21 protein-coding genes and 1 tRNA gene are annotated in these 22584 nt (G+C 65.5%); 9 read left to right on the top strand and 13 right to left on the bottom strand.

Annotated features, from left to right (window positions below):
- Positions 1-33: 33 nt before the first annotated feature.
- The 3 genes from HWX36_RS27460 to HWX36_RS27450 are packed head-to-tail and all read left to right on the top strand — an operon-like array spanning position 34 to position 4856.
- Complete coding sequence (locus tag HWX36_RS27460; protein WP_175956467.1) at positions 34-2721, top strand: type VI secretion system tip protein VgrG; 2688 nt, start codon at positions 34-36, stop codon at positions 2719-2721.
- Positions 2714-3619 (top strand): hypothetical protein, encoded by a 906-nt coding sequence (locus HWX36_RS27455; protein WP_175956459.1) that lies wholly within the window; start codon positions 2714-2716, stop codon positions 3617-3619. Before HWX36_RS27460 ends, HWX36_RS27455 begins: the two co-directional genes overlap by 8 nt.
- A gap of 1 nt (position 3620) precedes the next feature.
- Positions 3621-4856, top strand: coding sequence for a glycosyl hydrolase (locus tag HWX36_RS27450; RefSeq protein WP_244136526.1), 1236 nt, complete (start codon positions 3621-3623; stop codon positions 4854-4856).
- 97 nt (positions 4857-4953) lie between these two features.
- Here the strand turns inward: HWX36_RS27450 and HWX36_RS27445 are convergent, their stop codons facing one another.
- The 10 genes from HWX36_RS27445 to HWX36_RS27400 form a co-directional block, all read right to left on the bottom strand.
- Positions 4954-5304 (bottom strand): TonB family protein, encoded by a 351-nt coding sequence (locus HWX36_RS27445; RefSeq protein WP_175956457.1) that lies wholly within the window; start codon positions 5302-5304, stop codon positions 4954-4956.
- Positions 5305-5758: 454 nt separating this feature from the next.
- Positions 5759-7537: a Wzy polymerase domain-containing protein gene (locus tag HWX36_RS27440; RefSeq protein ID WP_175956455.1), complete on the bottom strand. Its 1779-nt coding sequence runs from the start codon at positions 7535-7537 to the stop codon at positions 5759-5761.
- A gap of 153 nt (positions 7538-7690) precedes the next feature.
- Complete coding sequence (locus HWX36_RS27435; RefSeq protein ID WP_175956453.1) at positions 7691-8287, bottom strand: pilin; 597 nt, start codon at positions 8285-8287, stop codon at positions 7691-7693.
- 97 nt (positions 8288-8384) lie between these two features.
- Positions 8385-9089 carry a TerC family protein gene (locus tag HWX36_RS27430; RefSeq protein WP_175956451.1) on the bottom strand — a complete coding sequence of 235 codons (705 nt, stop codon included), beginning with the start codon at positions 9087-9089 and terminating at the stop codon, positions 8385-8387.
- A 156-nt stretch (positions 9090-9245) separates the two neighbouring features.
- Positions 9246-10127, bottom strand: coding sequence for a succinate--CoA ligase subunit alpha (gene sucD / locus HWX36_RS27425; protein WP_006477916.1), 882 nt, complete (start codon positions 10125-10127; stop codon positions 9246-9248).
- A 68-nt stretch (positions 10128-10195) separates the two neighbouring features.
- The gene (gene sucC, locus HWX36_RS27420; protein WP_175760170.1) at positions 10196-11362 is read right to left on the bottom strand and encodes an ADP-forming succinate--CoA ligase subunit beta; all 1167 of its coding nucleotides are present in this window, start codon (positions 11360-11362) and stop codon (positions 10196-10198) included.
- 68 nt (positions 11363-11430) lie between these two features.
- Positions 11431-12039: a DUF2889 domain-containing protein gene (locus HWX36_RS27415; RefSeq protein ID WP_041492941.1), complete on the bottom strand. Its 609-nt coding sequence runs from the start codon at positions 12037-12039 to the stop codon at positions 11431-11433.
- Positions 12040-12185: 146 nt separating this feature from the next.
- Positions 12186-13055, bottom strand: coding sequence for a recombination regulator RecX (gene recX, locus HWX36_RS27410; protein ID WP_175956523.1), 870 nt, complete (start codon positions 13053-13055; stop codon positions 12186-12188).
- Entirely contained in the window at positions 13055-14125 is a 1071-nt protein-coding gene (recA, locus tag HWX36_RS27405) for a recombinase RecA (RefSeq protein WP_175956449.1), read from the bottom strand. The genes recX and recA overlap by 1 nt, the downstream gene beginning before the upstream one ends.
- Before the next feature lie 50 nt (positions 14126-14175).
- Positions 14176-14316 carry a hypothetical protein gene (locus HWX36_RS27400; RefSeq protein WP_159068969.1) on the bottom strand — a complete coding sequence of 47 codons (141 nt, stop codon included), beginning with the start codon at positions 14314-14316 and terminating at the stop codon, positions 14176-14178.
- Between HWX36_RS27400 and HWX36_RS27395 the strand changes: the two genes are divergently transcribed.
- From HWX36_RS27395 to HWX36_RS27370, 6 genes are all read left to right on the top strand, one after another.
- Complete coding sequence (locus tag HWX36_RS27395) at positions 14315-15043, top strand: response regulator transcription factor (RefSeq protein ID WP_175956447.1); 729 nt, start codon at positions 14315-14317, stop codon at positions 15041-15043. The two genes, HWX36_RS27400 and HWX36_RS27395, sit on opposite strands and share 2 nt — an antisense overlap.
- 17 nt (positions 15044-15060) lie before the next feature.
- Entirely contained in the window at positions 15061-16608 is a 1548-nt protein-coding gene (locus tag HWX36_RS27390; RefSeq protein WP_175956444.1) for a sensor histidine kinase, read from the top strand.
- A gap of 236 nt (positions 16609-16844) precedes the next feature.
- Complete coding sequence (locus HWX36_RS27385) at positions 16845-18503, top strand: MFS transporter (protein ID WP_175956442.1); 1659 nt, start codon at positions 16845-16847, stop codon at positions 18501-18503.
- 137 nt (positions 18504-18640) lie between these two features.
- Positions 18641-18717 (top strand) — tRNA-Met (locus tag HWX36_RS27380).
- 169 nt (positions 18718-18886) lie between these two features.
- Positions 18887-19261 (top strand): hypothetical protein, encoded by a 375-nt coding sequence (locus HWX36_RS27375; protein ID WP_175956440.1) that lies wholly within the window; start codon positions 18887-18889, stop codon positions 19259-19261.
- A gap of 3 nt (positions 19262-19264) precedes the next feature.
- A complete protein-coding gene (locus HWX36_RS27370) occupies positions 19265-19609 on the top strand; it encodes a hypothetical protein (RefSeq protein ID WP_175956438.1) in 345 nt (114 codons plus the stop codon).
- Here the strand turns inward: HWX36_RS27370 and HWX36_RS27365 are convergent.
- From HWX36_RS27365 to HWX36_RS27355, 3 genes are all read right to left on the bottom strand, one after another.
- Positions 19567-19980, bottom strand: a complete 414-nt coding sequence (locus tag HWX36_RS27365; protein ID WP_175956436.1) for a hypothetical protein — start codon at positions 19978-19980, stop codon at positions 19567-19569. The two genes, HWX36_RS27370 and HWX36_RS27365, sit on opposite strands and share 43 nt — an antisense overlap.
- A 371-nt stretch (positions 19981-20351) precedes the next feature.
- Positions 20352-21326 carry a LysR family transcriptional regulator gene (locus HWX36_RS27360; protein ID WP_175956434.1) on the bottom strand — a complete coding sequence of 325 codons (975 nt, stop codon included), beginning with the start codon at positions 21324-21326 and terminating at the stop codon, positions 20352-20354.
- A 179-nt stretch (positions 21327-21505) separates the two neighbouring features.
- The gene (locus HWX36_RS27355; protein WP_175956432.1) at positions 21506-22477 is read right to left on the bottom strand and encodes a GlxA family transcriptional regulator; all 972 of its coding nucleotides are present in this window, start codon (positions 22475-22477) and stop codon (positions 21506-21508) included.
- Between the last annotated feature and the right edge of the window lie 107 nt (positions 22478-22584).

Genomic DNA, 22584 nt, shown 5'->3' with positions numbered 1-22584 from the left:
TGCGACCCAGCACAAAAAAAGCGAGCACGGGTGATGAATTCGCAAGCATTGAGAAGCGCGCTGCTGACCGGTCCGATCCAGGACGAACGACTCGTCAAACTGGAAACGCCACTTGGCCCTGACGTCCTCCTGCCCCATCGCGTCAAGGGCCGATCCCGGCTCGGGCGGCATTTCGAGTTCACGGTCGACGCCGTGTCGGTGTCCGATGACATCGAACTCAAGAAGCTGATCGCGCAGCCGGTGACGTTGCGGATCCAGCAGGCCGACAAGTCGTACGCGCCGCACCACGGGTACGTGCACGCTGCCCGCCGGCTCGGGTCGGACAGCGGGCTCACGCACTACCAGCTCGTCTTCGCCTCGTTCCTGCACTTCCTGAAGTTCCGCCGTGACCAGCGCATCTGGCAGGACAAGTCCGCCGACGAGATCATCGCCGACGTCCTGAACCAGCATCGGCAGGCCCAGGGCTGTTTCGACTTCAGGCTTTACCAGCCGCTTCCGTCCCGTTCGTTCTGCATGCAATACGAGGACGACTGGAACTTCGTGCACCGCCTGATGGAATCGGAAGGCCTGTACGGTTTCTGGGAGCAGGCGCAGGACGGCAAGTCGCACAAGCTCGTCATCGTCGACCGGATCGACGCACTGCCCGCGCTGTCACCACAGACCCTGCGCTTTCATCATGCCGGCGCACACGACGAAGCCGACACGCTCGTCCAGTTCTCCGGCACGCGCACGCTGCGCAGCGTCGCGCGCACGACGCGCACGTTCGACTACAAGCAGCCGCCCACCGCTTCGAATCCGAAGGCGACTCACCTGCCGACGATCGCGAACCAGGGCGACCTGCCGCAGCAACTCGAAGTCTACGAATACACCGGAGCCTACACGTACCCCGAACAGTCTCGCGGCGACCATCTGTCGAAGATCTGGATGGAGGAGCAGGAGTCGTTCGCGAAGCGCTTCCACGGTATCGGTGGCGTCCGGCGCATGGACGCGGGACGCACGTTCGAGCTGGCGGATCACCCCGAACACGACAAGGACGATGCGGCCCAGCGCCGCTTCGCCGTGATCGAAACGGCATGGCTGATCGCCAACAACCTGCCCGTCGCCGATCGGCAGGCCGGATTCCCGCACAGCCTGCAGGCCGAAATCGACGAACTCGTGCAGGCCGCCGGCGCCGACCTGCCGCATGTCCGGCATCCGGACGGCAGCGCGGGCGTTTTCCAGGTCAGCATCGAAGCGCAGCGCACCACGGTGCCGTTCCGCAGCCCGTTCGAACACCCCAAGCCGCCGATGCATCTGCAGTCGGCGATCGTCGTCGCGCCGCAAGGCGAGGAAGTCCATACCGACGAACTCAACCGGATCAAGGTCCGCTTCCACTGGGATCGTCTCAACGACGGCGACGAGAAGGCCTCGTGCTGGTTGCGCGCCGCGGCATCCGATTCGGGCAACGGCTACGGTGCCGTGCACCCCCATCGCAGCGGCGAGGAAGTGCTGGTCGATTTCCTCGGCGGCGACTGCGACCGCCCGATCGTCGTCGGGAAGCTGTACAACGGTGCGACCAGCCCGCAATGGCACAGCAACGGCATCCTGTCCGGATACCGATCGAAGGAATACGCAGGCGTCGGTTACAACCAGCTGGTGCTCGACGACGCGACCGCGCAGAACCGCGTGCACCTGTACAGCAGCCAGGCCAACACGCACCTGCACCTCGGCTACCTGATCGACCACACGGGCAACAACCGTGGCCGCTACCTCGGCAGCGGGTTCGACCTGCGCTCCGACGCCTTCGGCGCGGTTCGCGCGAACCGCGGCCTGTACGTCACCACGCATCCGAAACAACCGGCAAGCCAGCCGCTCGACGTCCAGGAGACGCAACAGCAGCTCGTCAGGGCGGAAGGCCTGATGGAATCGATGTCGGGGATCAGCGCGCAGCATCAGGGCGAGTCGCTCGACCCCGGCCACGCGGCGCTGAAGCAGTTCAGCGATGCGACGCAGAGCAGTGTGAGCCGCAGCGCGTCGGGCGGGCGAACCGGCGGTGGCGGAACCGGCAGCGCCAATGCGTTCAAGGAACCCGTGATGCTGTTTGGCAGCCCGGCCGGCATCGCGCTGTCGACACAGCAATCGGTGCAGTTCGCCGCGGACCAGCACGTCAACCTCGTCAGCGGACAGAGCACGCACGTCGCGGCCGGGAAGTCGCTGATCGCGAGCGTCCTCGACCGGATCAGCCTGTTCGCGCAGAACGCGGGGATGAAGCTGTTCGCCGGCAAGGGCAAGATCGAAGTGCAGGCGCACACGGATAACATCGAGCTGACCGCCCAGAAGGCGCTGAAGCTGATCGCCGTCACGCAATCGATCGAAGGTGCCGCGGCAAAGGAAATCCTGCTGACGTCCGGCGGCGCCTATATCCGCATCGCGGACGGCAACATCGAGGTGCATGCGCCCGGCAAGATCGACATCAAGGGCGCGCAGCACGCGTTCAGCGGCCCCACGCACCTGTCGCAAACCATGCCGACGCTGCCGAACTCGAGCGGCAACTACGACCAGGCGTTCATCGCGCACTGGGCCGGCACCGACATTCCGGTCGCGAACACGCGATACCAGATGTTCTCGAACGGCACGCTGATCTCGGAAGGCGTCACCAACGCGGCGGGTGAGACGGGGCTCACGCAGAGCCACGTGCCGCATGACGTCGTCGTCAAGTTTCTAGGGAAATCGAATGGCTGACGGACAACAGGACAAGGTGCTCGGCACCGGCGCGGGGATGCTGACCCCGACGGACTACAAGAATCGGCCCAAGGTGCAGATCAACATCTGCGACAAGCATGTGACGCCGGCGGCAGATTCCATTATCGGAACCTGTCCGTACTATTACCGGCCGCTGCATGGCGAGTACTGGGAAACGGTTGAAAAAGTCAGCAAGTCGAGCATTTGGGCGACCGTCAAGAAATTCGCCACCTCATGGGATCCTTGGAAAGACACGAAAGTTGCCCGTGAACTGCTGCATCGGCGGGAGAAACTGATAGAAATCGCAAGCACCGATTCCGACTGGTCACGTCATGGCAATTTCATGATGCGCCATATCGGATGCGGGCATAAACCGCCGGGGTACTACGTCAGCTACGGTTACTACTACTGCTCGAATTACGGTAAATACCTGCTTCCGGAATTGAGCGACAAAGGCAAGGCGTGGCTGGCCAGCGCACGCTGGTTCCTGCAGCACTATCTGGAACAGGGTTTGCAACAGAACATGCGCGGCGACACCATTTCCATCCGGGGCAAGAAGCCGAACAGCGGCGCCTGCGTGATGAACGTACCGCAGTACACGCTGGAACTGGACGACGAGACCTTCAAGACATACGCGTTCAAGACCCATCCTCTCGCCTATCTCGACGGCGGTCTGGCCGGGCTCGGGCCGATCGATATGAAAAACATCCTGATGCAACCCAACACTCAGGAATGGGGCGATGGCAGAACGTACTACCAGGCATTCGACAGCGCCAAAGGTGTCGGCAAGCAATATTTCGACAATACCGTGGAATTCGCAAAAGACACAGGTGACGCTATCAACAAAAATGTCGTCGACCCTGTTGCACGGGCACTCGACAAACTGATGTCGAAATGAAATGACGAGAAAATTCCTGAAGCTGTCGCTCGGTGCGGCAGTCGTGCTCATTGTCTTGATTGTCGGGTACTCATATATGTCGAATGACTGGCAAGTCGTTTCCAACAATTTCATGAAGAACAGCACGCCGTACGGCGGAGGCGACTTCGTGATATCGGGAAACGAAGCGATCACGCTGAAGATCAGCGATCCGGAGATCACCTTCAAGCCGTACGCGGAATGGAAGGACAAGGAAAAGGCGGAACCGGCCGAAGCCTGGATGAACGACAGTCGCGAAACGCTGAACCGGACGTCGGTCGAATTCTGGCGCGGCCCGGTGAACGGCGACATGACGCGCTATTTCAAGCAGGTCGGCCAGCACGCCGCCTGGTGGCACGCCAAGGACTGGACGGTCGAGTACATCAGCACCGGCTGGATGGACTACAAGTCGCAGCCGCCTGCCGACGGCCTGACGCCGCAAGTGACCAAGCTCTGGAAGTCGTCCAACGGCGGACGCGACTGGGTCCAGCTCGCGTGGCCCGAAGACCGGAACATCGATCGCCTGCTGTTTCTCGATCCGCAGCGCGGCTATGCGATCGGTTGGGGCCCGCACGTGTGGCGCACGGCCGACGGCGGGCAATCGTGGCGGGAAATCGAATTGCCGCCGGGTGCCGCGCAGGCCGGCAAACCTCGCCGTACCCTTGCCGGCGTCGATCTCGGCCCGGACGGTACCTTGCGCGTGGCGTACCACGTCGGGAAATCCGAGCACGCTGCCGCCGGAAGCGTCGTCTATCGGCTCGGCTGGGAACAATCCGAGTTCGCGCTGGATACCGTTTTGCCGGAACAGGTAATCGTCAACCTGTCCTCGTCACCGGTCGCGTCGAATCACTATGCGCTTTACGCACTGTCACGCCTCGGCGAACCGCGCAATTTCGACAATCCCGCCGACAAGGGGCAGCGCGCCGGCGCCATTTCGACCTGGACGAACAGCGCGCCCGAGCAGGTTCAGCAGTTGCATTCGTTTGACGACACGCTGACGCTCGATAGCCTGAGCGTCGGCCGGGACGGATTGCTGCTCGTCTACGCAACCGACTCCGGCCGCAACGGCGCGCCGCTCGACCTCACGTTCGTCAGCAGCGACGCGGGAAAGACCTGGAACTCGAGCCGGGAGAAAGCGACTCAGGGCGGATATTTCAACACCCAAACGAATACGCTGTATTCGCTGGTCGCCTATACGCTCAAGAAGCGACAGTTCTGACCGTTCCGATGCGATCGCCGCGGAGCCCTCGTCGCGATTCGGACGTCGACTCCTCGGCAGCGCACATCGAGCGCGCGCGGCACACGTAGCCCACGCATCACTGGCCGCGCTGCGGCTCGAATACGAACGGCTGGGTCAGCAGGAACGGGTTCGCGGTCGCGCCCGTCTGCACGCAGGTCGCGTGCGTCATCGCATCGACGGCCGCGCGGTCGGCAGCCGCATTGCGGCTGCTGGTCGTCACGGTGACGTTCTGCGCTTCCCCGGACGTCGTCATCAGCGCACGCACGAGCACGGTCGCCGGGCGCGTGAGCGGCTTCGCGGTATCCGGATAGACGGCGCGCGGAATGTGGCACGTCAGCTTGCTTTCCTGCGACGACGACAGCATCGCGCAGCCGGAAAACAGCATCGCGACGGCGGGCAAGATCAGGTAGATCGAGCGAATAGACATGGTCGAATATCGTTCTTCAGCACTGTTCAGGACGCACGCGCCGCGCACCGGAAAACGTCGCCCGGCCGCATCGCATGCGTCACGCTGCGCCGCGGCCATCGGACCGGCGCCCCGTTAAGGCCGCACGGCCGCTCGATGCTCGGCCGCGATCCTGCGTGACGGACTTCCCGGCTAGCCGGGTGTTGCCGGTGTTCGCGCTGGCCCCCGCCTTCCACCGGCCAGCACGCGAGCGTTTTCGCGCATTGTGCACGCGCGGCCCGGCGAGCGGCGGCGATTTGACAATGGTTGACGCGAATCGCCGCGCCTTCAGCCGGAATCCACGCGATCCGCGAGGTAATCGATATGCGGCCGGATTCGGCGGGTTGGCGCCGAGCTTTAACGCCCGACACGCGCCGCTACTTCCTCACGGCGCGGCACATGCCGGAATTCCCCGTTCCGGCAAGCGCTGCGCGCATCAATCCGAATCGTCGTCGTCCTCGTCGTCGGCCGCATCGGCCGGCACTTCGCCATATTTCGCGACGACCGCCGCCTTGAACGGCTTCAGCGCCGGCTGCTGGTCGCACAGCTTGTACAGCGCCGCCAGTTGCTGCGGCCAGTCCTTCAACTCCTTCGCAAACACGTGCAGGCGCGCGACGGTGTCGAGCGCGTCGGCCTCGCGGCCGGCCAGCGCCTGCAGCACCGCATAGCGGCGCAGCACCGTCTCGCCGGGCAGCAGCGCGATCGCGCGCTCATGCGCGGCAAGCTTGGCCGGCAGGTCATCCGCCGAAATCGGGAGCAGCGTGGCCGCACCGTATTCGCCCCACGCGCCGAACAGCAGCGACGGCGCATCGCGGTACTGCGCGGCCGGATCGCTACCGTAATACAGCACTTCCGCGCGCTGGTAGTCGCGCAGCACCGGCACCGCCGCCAGTACGCCGCCGACCGACAGCACCACGAACAACCCGAACGCCGCACGCCCCGGCAGGATGCGCAGCGGCTTCACCTCGAGCAGCCCGATCACGAACATCGCGGGCAACAGGAAGAACATGTACTGCTGCGGATACTCGACCAGCGCGTGCATCAGCAGGATGCCGATCAGTGCGAAGCCGAACACGCGCATGCTCGACTGCGGCGCACGCACCGCACGCACGAACCACGTCACGAGCGCAACGACGAGCACGCCGAGGCCGACGAGGCCGGACTTCGCGAGCAGGTCGATGAAGATGTCGTGCGAGTTGTTCGCGATCTCGACGCCGCCCAGCGCGCGCACTAGCGCGAACTGGTGGGACGGGAACTCGCCCCAGCCGACGCCGAGCAGCGGATGCTCGCGGAACATCGCGAGCCCGTACTTCCACAGCGCGAGGCGCGGCGCGATCTGCCCCGCGTCACGCATCCGGTCGGCCGCGGATTCCGCGAGACCCAGGTGGTAGTGGACGTTCGCCCAGCGCACCGCGACGTTCACCGCGATGAACGCCGCCGCGAGCACGACCGGGATGACCCACGCGCGCGCATTGCCCGGCGCGCGGCGCGATTCGAGCCACGCCATCCAGAAGCCCGCGACGACCATCACCGCGACCTGCAGCCACGGCCCGCGCGACACCGTCAGCGCAAGGCCGACCGACAGCACGATCGACAGCGCGAGCCATGCCCATACCGCGAGCCGGCGCGCCTGCACGAGATACAGCGCGCCCGCGAGCGCGAACGCGATGTAGCTGGCCAGATGGTTCGCCTGCGCCATGTTGCCGTACGGACGGCGATCGACCGCGACGTTGTACATCACGACGAACGGCGACAGCGCCGACTCGAGGTGGAACAACTGCACGATCTGCGTTCCGACCGCGAACACGCCGCCGATGAGCAGCGCGCCGGCCATGATCCGCGACACGGCCTCGGCCAGCCCGTCGCGTGCGAGCGCATAGCCGGCCTGCATCGCGACCAGCGCGGCGGCAAGATAGCCGACCGCCAGCCAGTTCATCGACGGCACCTTGAGCGGGATCAGCGCGACCTGCGCGATGAGCACCACGGCGAACCCGAGCGGCGCCGCGAACGCAGCCGGCGCCGCAAACGGCTCGGCCGGGCGACCCGTGCGCGCGAGCAGCACGACGGACACCCCCACCAGCAGGTACAGCACCAGCGCGGAAAACTCGGAATAGAAAGTCGGAATCGGATACGTGTGATTCGTGATTGCGTACGGCACGATCAGGGCGACAGCCAGCGCAACGAGCGGCAACGAACGGGAAAAAGTAGAAGGCATGAGCGAACCGGATGTCAGCAACCGGCGCACTATACAAAACTTTCCTCCCTCTGTGCGGGGCCTTCGCGCCGCGACCCAACACCGCGTGGCCACCCCGGCCGGCTGAAGCGGCGGCCGGGAGGCTGCCCGCACCGCCCAGCCCCGCCGCCATCACTACGCGCGGCACTCCGCCGGCGCATATTTCGCCGGCAGCGTCGCGGCGTCGCCCGGCAGCGGCCCGGCCCCCGGTGCCGGCAACGACGACGCATTCTTGCCGGCGGCGAAGCACTCCCACGCAATCGCACCCGCCTGCATCGCGCCCTTTTTGAGCGGCACGCGCGCAGTGGGCGCGTCGGCCTTGTCCGGCGCGGACGGCACGAGCACCAGCGTATTGGCGCCGGCCGCGGTGACGCGCGTGGTGAAGGCGACCGTGATCTGGCCAGTCTCGCCGTCGATCGCGACGGATTCGACGTTGCGGGTCGCGGCCGGCGGGCTGTAGCCGCCGTCGAGGCTCGCGCCGCTTGCGGCGTTGTCGGCGACGGCAAGCCGCGCGGACGACGCAAGCGCGAGCCCCTCGCCGACGCGCGAGCGCGCAAGGTAATCCTGGTACGCGGGAATCGCATAGGCCGCGATCACGCCGACAATCGCCAGCACGATCATCAGTTCTATCAGCGTGAAGCCGGCCGGCCGCCAGCGCGGCGACGGCCGGTTCGCGCGCCGCAGATCGGCGGCCACGCGACGGAACAGGGAAACGGAAAAGGCTTCGAACATGGCAGGCTCCGGAAACGAAAAACGCCTGCCGATAAAGGCAGGCGTCTCGATCGTAGCCAGCGGGCCATGAATCCGGCAGTCGGCCGGACGGCCAATGTCAGTGCGCGTGCGGTGCGTCGCGGCGCTTCCTGAGCGCGTAACCGATCGCCACGACGAACAGCGCGCCCGCGATGCTCGCGCCGTAGAGGACCTCCGGCGTATCGAGCACCGGCCAGCGGTCGCCTACCGGGTCATTCACGATCAGCCCGCCCGCGATCCAGCCGAGCAGCCCGGCGCCGAGCGCCACGACGATCGGGAAACGATCGAGCAGCTTCAGCACCAGCGTGCTGCCCCACACGATGATCGGCACGCTGACGACGAGCCCGAAGATCACGAGCGCGATCCGGTGCGACGGGTCGGCCTGTTCGGCCGCGCCCGCGATCGCGATCACGTTGTCGAGGCTCATCACCGCGTCGGCGATCACGATCGTCTTCACGGCGTCCCACAGCCGGCTGGCCGGCTTGATGTCGTCGTGCGCGTCGGCGGCCGGCGCCATCAGCTTGATGCCGATCCACAACAGCAGCAACCCGCCACCGAGCTTCAGGAACGGCACGTCGAGCATTGCAACCGCGAACGTGATCAGCGCGACGCGCAGCAGAATCGCCCCCGCGGTGCCCCAGATGACTCCGCGCAGCCTCTGGTTCGCGGGCAGGTTGCGGCATGCGAGCGCGATCACGACCGCGTTGTCGCCGCCGAGCAGGATATCGATGATGACAATCTGGAGGACGGCGCCCCAGTGCAGCGACGTCAGGAATTCGAGCATGGCGTGACGGGCAGGACGGCGGCCGCCCGCAGGCGACCCGGTTCATCGCCGGCACATGCGCGATGCATGCCCGGTGCTTACGAATTCATTGCGCGAGCATAACAAAAAACGCCGGCAAAGCCGGCGTTTTCTGCAGGACGAACCCAGGTGGAAATATTACAGCGCCTTCTTCAGCAGACGGCCCATTTCCGACGGGTTGCGCGTGACGGTGATGCCGCACGCTTCCATGATTTCCAGCTTCGCTTCGGCCGTATCCGCACCGCCCGAGATCAGCGCGCCGGCGTGGCCCATGCGCTTGCCCGGAGGCGCCGTGACGCCGGCGATGAAGCCGACGACCGGCTTCTTCATGTTGTCCTTGATCCACTCCGCCGCATTGGCTTCGTCCGGACCACCGATTTCGCCGATCATCACGACTGCGTCCGTATCCGGATCGTCGTTGAACATCTTCATCACGTCGATGTGCTTCAGGCCGTTGATCGGGTCGCCGCCGATACCGACCGCCGACGACTGGCCGAGGCCGAGTGCCGTCAGCTGAGCAACGGCTTCATACGTCAGCGTGCCCGAACGCGACACGACGCCGATGCGGCCCTTGCGGTGGATGTGACCCGGCATGATGCCGATCTTCAGTTCGTCCGGCGTGATCGTGCCCGGGCAGTTCGGCCCGAGCAGCAGCGTCTTGCGGCCTTCACGGCGCATGCGGTCCTTCACTTCGATCATGTCGCGCACGGGAATGCCTTCCGTGATGCAGATCGCGAGATCCAGATCGGCTTCGACCGCTTCCCAGATCGCAGCCGCCGCGCCTGCCGGCGGAACGTAGATGACCGACACGGTCGCGCCGGTTTCCGCCTTCGCTTCCTTGACGCTTGCGTAGATCGGAATGCCTTCGAAGTCTTCGCCGGCCTTCTTCGGGTTCACGCCCGCGACGAATGCTTCGCGGCCGTTTGCGTATTCACGGCAGGCGCGCGTATGGAACTGACCGGTTTTGCCGGTAATGCCCTGCGTGATGACCTTCGTGTCCTTGTTGATCAGAATCGACATGTATTTTGACCTCTGTGCGATTGGCGTCGCGTGCAAACCGCGCCGCCATACCTATTCATTGAGCGCGCTTACTTGCCTGCGGCAGCCGCGACGACCTTCTGCGCAGCCTCTTCCATGCTGTCCGCCGAGATGATCGGCAGGCCCGAATCGGCCAGCATCTTCTTGCCGAGGTCCTCGTTCGTGCCCTTCATGCGCACGACGAGCGGCACGTTCAGGTTCACGGCCTTCGAACCGGCGATCACGCCTTCCGCGATCACGTCGCAGCGCATGATGCCGCCGAAGATGTTCACGAGGATCGCCTTCAGGTCCGGGTTCTTCAGCATCAGCTTGAACGCTTCCGTGACCTTCTCGGTCGTCGCACCACCGCCGACGTCCAGGAAGTTCGCCGGCTCGCCGCCGAACAGCTTGATGGTGTCCATCGTCGCCATCGCCAGGCCTGCGCCGTTCACGAGACAGCCAATGTTGCCGTCGAGCGAGATGTACGCGAGATCGAACTTCGACGCTTCGATTTCAGCCGGATCTTCTTCGTCCAGATCGCGGTACGCGACGATTTCCGGGTGGCGGAACAGCGCGTTCGAGTCGAAGTTGAACTTCGCGTCGAGTGCGATGACCTTGCCGTCGCCGGAGACGTTCAGCGGGTTGATTTCAGCCAGCGATGCGTCGGTTTCCCAGAATGCCTTGTACAGGCCTTGCAGGATCGCGCGTGCTTGCGGAATCGATGCGGCCGGCACGCCGATCTTCGCGGCGAGGTCGTCGGCTTGCGCGTCGAGCAGGCCCGTCGACGGCTCGACGATGACCTTGTGGATCAGTTCCGGGTGCTTTTCGGCGACTTCTTCGATGTCCATGCCGCCTTCGCTCGAACCCATCAGAACGATCTTTTGCGACACGCGATCGACGACGAGGCTGACATACAGTTCCTGCTTGATGTCGGCGCCTTCTTCGATCATCAGGCGGTTGACCTTCTGGCCTTCCGGACCGGTCTGGTGCGTGACGAGCTGCATGCCGAGGATCTGGTTCGCGTATTCGCGAACCTGCTCGATCGACTTCGCCACCTTCACGCCGCCGCCCTTGCCACGGCCACCCGCGTGAATCTGAGCCTTCACGACCCATACCGGGCCGCCGAGCTCTTCTGCCACCTTGACGGCCTCGTCAACCGAGAACGCCGGCTTGCCGCGCGGTACCGCGACTCCGAATTTCCGCAGGATTTCCTTACCCTGGTACTCGTGAATCTTCATGCGTGATTCCCTTCAGTCTGAGAGTTGGATGAAAAGTCGCTTTAGACGCTTCTTCGAATGATTTCCGTTCATTCCTTCGTGCTGCCTTCACCGGGCACGTCCGGCCGGCTCGCGCCATACCAGCGCGGGTAGTACTGCCGCACGACCTCGCCGTCGAACCGCAACGCCCGGCAGCGGCCGAGCTGGAAAGGCGCTTCGTCGTGCACGCCGCCATGATCCGGCCCTTCGCCCCCCTCCTCGCGCACGTTCCACACATCACCGGCGAACGCCTGGATCGCTGCCGTCGGCAGCACGGCGCATAGTTCGGTGAGATGGGAGCAGCCTGCGACGCCAGCGAGCAGCCGGTTCGCGTTGCGGCGGAAATTGCGAAAGAGATTGAGCCCGATAAGGGCCCGATAGGCGGGAGAGGCGGATTGACAGTGACCGGGATAGGGAACCCATTCCGAAGACGCTTCGGCGTCGACGACATTGAGGTCACGATCGATAGTCACGCGCAGCCAGAGTTCGTGGATCGGCAGGCCCTGGGGCCGGATGCCCGACGCAAGCGCGACATCGCGCGGCTTGTGGTCGGTCAGGCAGGCTTCGATGTCCCACAAGCCGTCGCCGCGCTCGTAAGCTTCCGCTCGGATTGCGCGTTGATGTCGCAACTGACGGGGCACGGGCTCGGATAGCGGCATGCTGGAGGTTGAGGCCGAAGAGGAAAACCCACGGATTTTAGCATATCGGGTATTTGAGACAGCTTGACGCGACGGCGGGTATTCCCGCCTGTCCGGAAGTGGTTGCGTTGCAGCAAAATCGCGCGACATGCGCGCGATCGGCGCGGTCAGTCGTCGATCGGGAAATCGTCGCCGACCTTCAGCAACTTCACGATGGTCGCACTCGAGAAGCCGCGCGCGGCGAGAAAGCGCGCCTGCTTCGCACGCTCGGCCGGCGTTTGCGGCAGTGCACCGAATTTCTTGCGCCAAACTGCCTGCGCGCGCGCCCATTCGGTCTCGCGAAGCTGGGCGTTCACCTCCTCGACGAGCGTATCGCCGACCGCATGACGCTTCAGTTCGCTGACGATGCGCGCGGCGCCGACACGCGACGCACGACGATGCACGAGACTCTCGGCAAAGCGCGCGTCGGACAGCCAGCCTTCCTTTTCCAGCGCGTCGAGCACCGGGTCGACGGATTCGTCTTCGCCGACGTAGGGCGCGAGCTTGCGCGCGAGTTCCGCGCGACTGTATTCGCGGCGGGACAGATAGCCGAGCGCGCGGCCCTTCAACGATCGCTGAGGCTTCGACGACTTGCGCGCGGCAGCGCCCGGAGCGTCACCTGACGAGGTACCGGAAGAAGCACCCGACGCGCGACGCGTGCGGCGCGGATGTTGGCTGCTGCGCGTATAGACATCTTCCCTGGCCAGCGCCGCCGCATCGGCTGCGCGATCGCCCGGGAAGCTGACACCGGAAACACGACGACGGGAGCGGTCGTGCGCGTCGAACGATTCATCGTCGTCGAACGGATCGTCCGGTGCGGCAATCTCAAACGAAACGAGAGCATCGTCGGATGCCCTCGTCGCGGTGCGGTTCGCGGCATTACTGCTAGCGCCCCGCCGATCGGCGCCCGAGGATCCGGCTCGCTGGCCGGAGCGACCCGCTGTTCCGCGCGCGTCGCTCTCCTCCGGCTCGCCAGCCTGCCCCCGGCGCCCGACCATCACTCTTCTTCGTCCACCGCCTCGGCTTCGTTGACTGCGCCATCGGGCATGGCAACGACGCCGAGCGATTCGCGAATACGGTTCTCGATCTCGCGTGCGATTTCCGGATTCTCGCGCAGGAATTCACGCGCGTTGTCCTTGCCCTGGCCGATCTTCTCGCCGTTGTAGCTGTACCAGGCGCCTGCCTTGTCGACGATCTTCGCCTGCACGCCGAGATCGATGATCTCGCCCTGACGCGAGATGCCCTCGCCGTACAGGATGTCGAAGATCGCTTCGCGGAACGGCGGCGACACCTTGTTCTTGACAACCTTCACGCGGGTTTCGTTGCCGATCACCTCGTCGTTCTTCTTGATCGAGCCGATCCGGCGGATGTCGAGACGCACCGACGCATAGAACTTCAGCGCATTACCGCCCGTCGTGGTTTCCGGGTTGCCGAACATCACGCCGATCTTCATACGGATCTGGTTGATGAAGATCACCAGGCAGTTCGTGCGCTTGATCGTGCCGGTCAGCTTGCGCAGCGCCTGCGACATCAGGCGGGCCTGCAGGCCCGGCAGCGAATCGCCCATCTCGCCTTCGATTTCGGCCTTCGGCACGAGCGCCGCGACCGAGTCGATGACGATCATGTCGATCGAGCCCGAGCGCACCAGCGCATCGGTGATTTCCAGCGCCTGCTCGCCGGTGTCCGGCTGCGAGATCAGCAGCTCCGGCACGTTCACGCCGAGCTTCGACGCGTACTGGACGTCGAGCGCGTGCTCGGCATCGATGAACGCGGCCGTGCCGCCCAGCTTCTGCAGCTCGGCGATCACCTGCAGCGTGAGCGTGGTTTTACCGGACGATTCCGGGCCGTAGATCTCGACCACCCGGCCGCGCGGCAGGCCGCCGACGCCGAGCGCGATGTCGAGCCCCAGCGAACCCGTGGAGACGACCTGGATGTCCTCCGCCGCCTCGCCGTCGCCCATCCGCATGATCGACCCTTTGCCGAACTGCTTCTCGATCTGCGCGAGTGCGGCGGCCAGCGCCTTGCTCTTCTCGGCGGTCATCCCGGAGCCCTTCTTGCTATCTTCCATGAATCGTCCTTTGCTATGATGAGCAGCGTCTGTCAGAGGCGCGCCCGCTTTCAAGCGCTGCCCACGAATGCAGACACTGTATAAAAAAACAGTGTTTTGTGCAAGCCCGCAATGCAGGCGGCGTTGTACACGAATAACTTCGGAGACAGCCGGCCGGCGCGAACGCCCTGCCGGCCATCGGTCAGCACCATGCGAATTCTCATCGCGGAAGACGACAGCATACTCGCGGACGGCCTCACCCGGTCACTCCGCCAATCGGGCTATGCGGTCGACCACGTGAAGAGCGGCGTCGACGCCGATACCGCGCTGTCGATGCAGACGTTCGACCTGCTGATCCTCGATCTCGGGCTCCCGAAAATGTCCGGGCTCGACGTCCTCAAGCGCCTGCGCGCCCGCAATTCCAACCTTCCCGTGCTGATCCTGACGGCCGCCGACAGCGTCGACGAGCGCGTGAAGGGGCTCGACCTCGGCGCCGACGACTACATGGCCAAGCCGTTCGCGCTCAACGAGCTCGAGGCGCGCGTGCGCGCGCTGACCCGGCGCGGCGCGGGCGGCGGCCCGACCGTCGTGCGCCACGGCTCGCTCGCATTCGACCAGGTCGGCCGCATCGCGTATGCGAACGATCACGTGCTCGACCTCTCCGCGCGCGAGCTCGGCCTGCTCGAGGTACTGCTGCAGCGGATCGGCCGGCTCGTGTCGAAGGAGCAGCTCGTCGACCATCTCTGCGAATGGGGCGAGGAAGTCAGCAACAACGCGATCGAAGTCTACGTGCACCGGCTGCGCAAGAAGATCGAACCCAGCGGCGTGCGGATCTCGACCGTGCGCGGTCTCGGCTATTGCCTCGAGAAGGTCGCGCCCGCCGCGCCGGCCGACACGGCAGCGCCCCAGCCCGCGGCGGCCGGCACGCCGCTGCGCTGAAACCGGGCGTCGCCGCGATGGCCACGCCGGCCCCTACCCGCCACCCGACCGGCGCGCCGTCGTCGGCCGCCGACGAGGCGCGCGACGCGCGCTACGAGAACCCGTTCGCGCCGCCCGACGAAACCGATACGCCCGAGGCGCCGCGCCCGCGCTCGCTGTTCGGCGAGATCCTCGACTGGATGCTCGCGCCGCTGCTGCTGCTGTGGCCGATGAGCATCGCCGTCACCTATCTCGTCGCGAAGACGATCGCGAACGGCCCGTTCGATCGCGCGCTCGAGACCAACGCGTACGTGCTCGCGCGGCAGATCCATCCGGTGAACGGCGTCGCCGAGCTGACGCTGCCGGAGCAGACGCGTGATTTCCTGCGCGCGGACAACGTCGACAGCGTTTACTTCCAGGTGCTCGGCACACGCGGCGAGCTGGTCGCGGGCGAAGCCGACATGCCGCTGCCGCGCGACGAGGACCGCCCGCCGCCAGGCGTCGTCATGTTTCGCGACGACCTGCTGCGCGGCAACGACGTGCGCGTCGCCTATACGACGGTCGCGCTGCCGCAATCGGGCAACCCGCAGCCCGTGCTCGTACAGGTCGGCGAAACGCTGGACAAGCGCAACGCGCTCGCGAACGACATCATCAAGGGCGTGATCCTGCCGCAGTTCGTGATCCTGCCGCTCGCGATCCTGCTGGTCTGGTTCGGCCTGTCGCGCGGGCTCGCGCCGCTCAACGCGCTGCAGGCGCACATCCGCGCGCGGCGGCCCGACGACCTGTCGCCCGTCGAGGCGCAACGCGCGCCGCCCGAGATCGAGCCGCTCGTCACGTCGTTCAACGACCTGCTCGCCCGTCTCGAACAGAACATGGCGCTGCAAAAGCGCTTCATCGCCGACGCCGCCCACCAGATGAAGACACCGCTCGCGGGCCTGCGCACGCAGGCCGAGTTCGCGCTGCGCCACCCCGTCCCGCCCGACGTGCAACGCTCGCTCGAGCAGATCGCGACGAGCTCCGAGCAGGCCGCGCGGCTCGTCACCCAGTTGCTCGCCCTTGCGCGCGCCGAGAACCGCGCGAGCGGGCTGACGTTCGAGCCGGTCGAGATCGCCACGCTCGCGCGGCGCGCAGTGCGCGACTGGGTACAGGCCGCGCTCGCGAAACGGATGGATCTCGGCTATGAAGGCCCGCCGGACGACACGCCGCTCGACGTCGACGGCAATCCGGTGATGCTGCGCGAGATGCTCGGCAACCTGATCGACAACGCGATCCGCTACACGCCCGACGGCGGCCGCATCACGGTGCGCGTGCGCGCCGAGCCCGCGGCGCGGCGCGTGCATCTCGAAGTCGAGGACACGGGGCCGGGTATCCCGGCCGCCGAGCGCGAGCGCGTCGTCGAGCGCTTCTACCGGATCCTCGGCCGCGAAGGCGACGGCAGCGGCCTCGGGCTCGCGATCGTGCGCGAGATCGCCACCCAGCACGGCGGCACGCTGACGCTCGACGATCACGTCTACCAGCACGCACCGCGCCTCGCCGGCACGCTCGTGCGCGTCAGCCTGCCGCTGACCGAAACCGCCCCGGATTAACCCTGACGCGCGCCGCCCCGGCACGCCGCGATTGCACGAAGATCGGCGATTTACAGGACGTTATCTGAACTTCAAGGCATGATAGGCGTGCAATGCAATCAATTTGACGCAGGTTGACGCGCGGTCTTTTTGCACGCGCGAGTCAGTCGGCCGTAAGTTTCCGTACCAATAATCCTCGACAGGCCCGCCCACCCGAGGCGGCCGCATATCTATATCAAGGGACTTGGAGACGACTCATGGCAACGTTAGGCGGGCAAATTTCGCACGCGCCGATGACGGGCGAGGAGAAGAAGGTGATCTTCGCGTCGTCGCTCGGCACCGTGTTCGAGTGGTACGACTTTTACCTGGCCGGCTCGCTCGCGGCCTACATCAGCAAGAGCTTCTTCTCCGGCGTCAATCCGACCGCCGCCTTCATCTTCACGCTGCTCGGCTTCGCCGCCGGCTTCGCGGTGCGGCCGTTCGGCGCGATCGTGTTCGGCCGCCTCGGCGACCTCGTCGGCCGCAAGCACACGTTCCTCGTGACGATCGTGATCATGGGTATCTCGACGTTCGTGGTCGGCTTCCTGCCCGGTTACGCGTCGATCGGCATCGCCGCGCCCGTGATCTTCATCGCGATGCGGCTGTTGCAGGGGCTCGCGCTCGGCGGCGAGTACGGCGGCGCGGCGACCTACGTCGCCGAGCATGCGCCGGCCAACCGTCGCGGCTTCTACACCGCGTGGATCCAGACGACCGCCACGCTCGGCCTGTTCCTGTCGCTGCTCGTGATCCTCGGCGTGCGCACGCTCATCGGCGAGGAAGCGTTCGGCAGCTGGGGCTGGCGCGTGCCGTTCGTCGCGTCGATCCTGCTGCTCGCGGTGTCGGTGTGGATCCGGCTGCAGCTGAACGAATCGCCGGTGTTCCTGCGCATCAAGGCGGAAGGCAAGACGTCGAAGGCGCCGCTGACCGAAGCGTTCGGCCAGTGGAAAAACCTGAAGATCGTGATCCTCGCGCTTGTCGGCCTGACTGCCGGCCAGGCTGTCGTGTGGTACACGGGCCAGTTCTACGCACTGTTCTTCCTGACGCAGACGCTGAAGGTGGACGGTGCGAGCGCGAACATCCTGATCGCGATCGCGCTCCTGATCGGCACGCCGTTCTTCCTGTTCTTCGGTTCGCTGTCGGACAAGATCGGCCGCAAGCCGATCATCCTCGCGGGCTGCCTGATCGCGGCGCTGACCTACTTCCCGCTGTTCAAGGCGCTCACGCACTACGCGAACCCGCAGCTCGAACTCGCGACGCAGAAGGCGCCGATCTCGGTCGTCGCCGATCCGGCCGCTTGCTCGTTCCAGTTCAACCCGGTGGGCACGTCGAAGTTCACGAACTCGTGCGACATCGCGAAGAGCGCGCTCGCGAAGGCCGGCCTGAACTACGAGAACGTCGCGGCACCGGCCGGCGCGATGGCCGAGATCAAGGTGGGCGACACGGTGATCCCGGCCTATGAGGGCAAGGCAGCCGACGCGAAGACGCAGGGCGCGGCGTTCGACAAGACGCTCGCGTCGACGCTGAAGGCGGCCGGCTATCCGGCGAAGGCGGACCCGGCGCAGCTCAACTGGCCGATGACGATCGTGATCCTGACGATCCTCGTGATCTACGTGACGATGGTCTACGGCCCGATCGCCGCGATGCTGGTCGAGATGTTCCCGACGCGGATCCGCTACACGTCGATGTCGCTGCCCTATCACATCGGCAACGGCTGGTTCGGCGGCTTCCTGCCGGCAACCGCGTTCGCGATCGTCGCCGCGAAGGGCGACATCTATTCAGGCCTCTGGTATCCGATCGTGATCGCGCTGGCGACATTCGTGATCGGCCTGCTGTTCGTCAAGGAGACGAAAGACTCGAACATCTACGCGCAGGATTGACGGCGAGGAGCGGGCGGGTTCCGGTGAACGGCAACCCGCCCCGCGACCAGGCCGGCACGGGTCGCCGGCACTTTTTTCGCGGAAGATGAAAAAAGGTGTTGACAGCCCGGCCGTCGATCTACATAATTCAATTCTTCGGCGAATTAGCTCAGTCGGTTAGAGCGACGGAATCATAATCCGCAGGTCCGGGGTTCGAATCCCTGATTCGCCACCAGATGCGAGAGCCGCTGTTTCGAAAGAAACAGCGGCTTTTTCATTTGCATCGTCCGATGCGCCGGTTCCGCTTTCACGAGCCAACCTTCGCGCCACCTCAGTCGTGCATCAACACCGGCCCTGCTTCGCAGGCACAATGACACCGTCCAGCGCACGGCCGACGTCACCCGATGATCCCGACCACTCCCGACAAGACATGGCGCACCACCGCCCTCGCACTGGGAGTCGTCGTGCTTTGCTATGCCGGCGCCGGTGCTCCGACGCTCTCCCGCCTGCTCGCCCCCACCGTGATCGGCGAAGGCCTCGCCCTCAAACCGATCACCTATCACTGGGTCAATCACGTCGATCGCGCGATCCCCGAAGCGGACCTGTTCGCCAGCCGCTTCTACGTGCTGGTGCTGGCCGCGCTCAACGCAGTGGCCGCGCGCCTTGCACTTGACGCCCATCGCAGCCGCAAGCGCTCTGCGCTCGTGCTCGGCTGGGCCCTCGTCATGCTGATCGTGCTCGTCAACGCGCAGATCCAGGCGTTCTACAACGTGGGCTGACCGATGAAGCGGCGCATCACGATCGTCATCGCCTCGCTGTTCACGCTGATCGGGCTCGTGTCCGTCGCCGGCACGTTCGCCAACCTGTCGACGCCCGGCCAGTTGCACCGCCTGCTGAGCTACGACTACATGAGCTTCGCGGACAGCCTCGTCGAGCACGACCTCGGCGATTTCGCCAACAGCTTCTACATCGGCGTGGCGCTGATGCTCGTCGGCGGCACGCTCTTCATCCGGATCGAACGCGCACGCACGGTCGCCCGCATCGTCACGTCGCTGCTGTTCGCACTGCTCGCCTTCAGCCTCGTCTACGCATGCCTGAGTCCGCGCATCGGCATACTGCCGTCCTGATCGGCCGCCATCCGTACGGCCGATCGGGCGCGCCGCCCGAGCGACGAGACGCGCATATTACTTCGGCCGAACCGGCTGATAAACGCTGCCGTCACATGCAACGGTAACCGGCAGTCGATCACGCATTCCGCAACGACCGGGGGATCGCCCGCTTTCCACCGCTTCCAGGTTTCCTCTTCGCGCACATTTTGCCGGTGCTCGTCGATTGTGTTGGACACCAGCGCATAGGGTGTGACGACCACCATCGCGGCTCCCCACGCAAGATCGCACGCCGTCGAGTGATTACCGGAAAGGATGTTGCTACAGTCTTTCGAGCACGCACCGAGCGCCAGCGCGCACAACAGGCACGCGAGACGTCGAACGATCGTCATCGACTTCGACACGGTTCCCCCCGGTAGTCGCAAGCATTTCTTGTCGCCGCTGTCGTCTCGGCCGCGGCCTCTCCACCGCATGCGGAAAGCCGCTGCGCGAATTGAACGAATCCGTCGTTTAAAAGATAACTGTCGGGGTTGTCAGGGGCTCAACCGCTCCGGGCGGGATCGCCGAGCGGAAGATATGTCGAGAAAGTCGCAACGTCGGTCAAACGGCAGATCGTCCGAGTCGCGGACCCGCCAATCTGCATGCGCGGCCGGGCACGACGCATGTCGCGCCCGTACCTGGCCGCATCATCATCGCCTTGCTTCTGCGCCTCGAGACGCACGTGCATGCCCTCCGGTGCGTTCGCTGCACGCCATGCGGCACTTCACGCCGCCACCGCCCCTCTCTGCAGCTTCGCCGCCTGCGCCTCCACCCGCCCGCGCCAGTTCTCCCCACCTTCCAGCGACGGCGTCGACTCGAACACCTCCGCGATCCAGTCGGCGAACACGCGCACCTTCTGCGACAGATGCCGGTTGTGCGGATAGACGATGGAAATCGGCTTCGGCTTCGGATTGCAGTCCGGCAGCACCTCGACCAGCGAGCCGTCGAGCAGGTTCGGCAGCACCATGAACAGCGTCGGCTGGATCATCCCGAACCCTTCGAGCCCGCACGTCACATAGGCATCCGAATCGTTGACCGTGACGCCCCCGTTCATCCGCACCTCGAACGGCTTGCCGTCGATCATGAACACCCATGGAATCGGCCGCGCGCCGTGGCTCGATCGAAAATTCACCGCATGATGTTCGGCGAGATCGGCAATCTCGTGCGGCTCGCCGTGACGCGCGAGGTAATCGGGCGACGCGCAGGTCACGCGCTTGAGCATCCCGATCCGCCGCGCGACCATCGACGAATCCTCGAGCGGCCCGACCCGGATCATGCAGTCGATGCCTTCCTCGATCGGATCCACGTAACGATCGGAGAGCCCCAGTTCGAGCGTGATGTCAGGGTAGCGCTGGCGGAAAATCGACAGCGACGGCAGCACGACGCGCCGCCCGAGCGAACTCGGCATGTGGACGCGCAGCACGCCGCTCGGCTTGCGGTTGCCGGTCTGGAAACTTGCGTCGGCCTCCGCGATCTCCGAGATGATCTTCATGCAATGCTCGTAGTACGCCGCGCCTTCCGGCGTCAGCGACAGCCTGCGCGTCGTGCGATGCATCAGGCGCACGCCGAGCAGCGCCTCGAGGTTCTGGATGATGGTCGTCACCGACGCGCGCGGCATCGCGAGCGTGTCGGCCGCCCGCGTGAAGCTGTTCGCGTCGACCACGCGGGTAAAAACTTCCATTGCCTGGATTCGGTCCATGCTGCCCCCCTTCGAATCGCCAACGGAACAGAATAGAGCGCGCGACGGGCACGGCACAAGCCCCCACCCATTGTTATCCGATCCCGAATAATTTGGGCGTTTCGGACTGGAAAGCGATCGATTTCCGTTCAGTTCCACACGGCAATCGTTCCGGCCCGATCACGGCCGCACGCCGTGCGTTACCGCACGAATCGCTCGCGATACCCCTGCGGCGACACGCCCAGCACGCGCGCGAAACAGCGTCGCAGCGTCTCCTCCGAGCCGAAGCCGCAGCGCGCGGCGATCCGCTTGACGGGCCATGCTGTTTCACCGAGCAGGCGCTGCGCGGCCTCGACGCGGATCTGCTCGACCGCGCGCGCGGGCGTGCGGCCGGTTCCGGCTCGGTAGTGGCGCACGAAGCTGCGCTCGCTCATGCGCACGCGCTCGGCCAGCGCGGGCACCGACAGGTCGGCCGTCAGGTGCTCGGCCATCCATGCGTGCAGTTCGCCGAACCGGTCGTCGGTGCGCTGCATCGACAGCATCGTGCTGAACTGCGCCTGCCCGCCCGGGCGCTTCAGGAACACGACGAGTTCGCGCGCGACGTCGAGGGCGGTCGCCCGCCCAAGATCCTCCTCGACCAGCGCGAGTGCGAGATCGATGCCGGCCGTCACGCCGGCCGAGGTCCACAACGCACCTTCGCGGATGAAGATCGGATCGGATTCGACGCGCACGTTCGGATAGCGCGCCGCGAATTCATCGCAGCGCGCCCAGTGCGTGACCGCACGCCGTCCGTCGAGCAGGCCAGCCTCGGCGAGCAGGAACGCGCCCGTGCAGACCGATGCCACGCGCCGTGTGCGCGCCGCCTGCTGCCGCACCCAGCGCACCAGCCGCGCATCCCTGGATGCCGCATGCACGCCCTTGCCGCCGGCGACGATCAGCGTGTCGGGATGGCGCGAAGCCGAGCGCAGCGATTCCGCCATCACGACCAGGCCCGACGACGTCTCGACAGGCCCCGCCTCGGCCGCGATGACGCGCGGCGCATACGGCGCCGGCTGGCCGCGCTCCTGCGCCAGCTCGTTGACGGACGCAAACACCTGCAGCGGCCCCGACACGTCGAGCAGCTGGGCACGAGGGAACGCGAGGACCAGGATCGAACGCGGGGCGGCAGGCATGGCGATTGGCTGAAAACGTGGGTGATATGGCAATTTCGCCAAACACTACGCGCCTAGAATCGATCTGTCCATCCCGTACCGGCTACGGCCCGTTCCCCTTCCAATCG

The sequence above is a fragment of the Burkholderia sp. BCC0405 genome, from assembly GCF_902833075.1.
Classification (GTDB): domain Bacteria; phylum Pseudomonadota; class Gammaproteobacteria; order Burkholderiales; family Burkholderiaceae; genus Burkholderia.
Note: the sequence above shows the minus strand (reverse complement) of the source record. Positions and strands in the feature narration are given on the sequence as shown.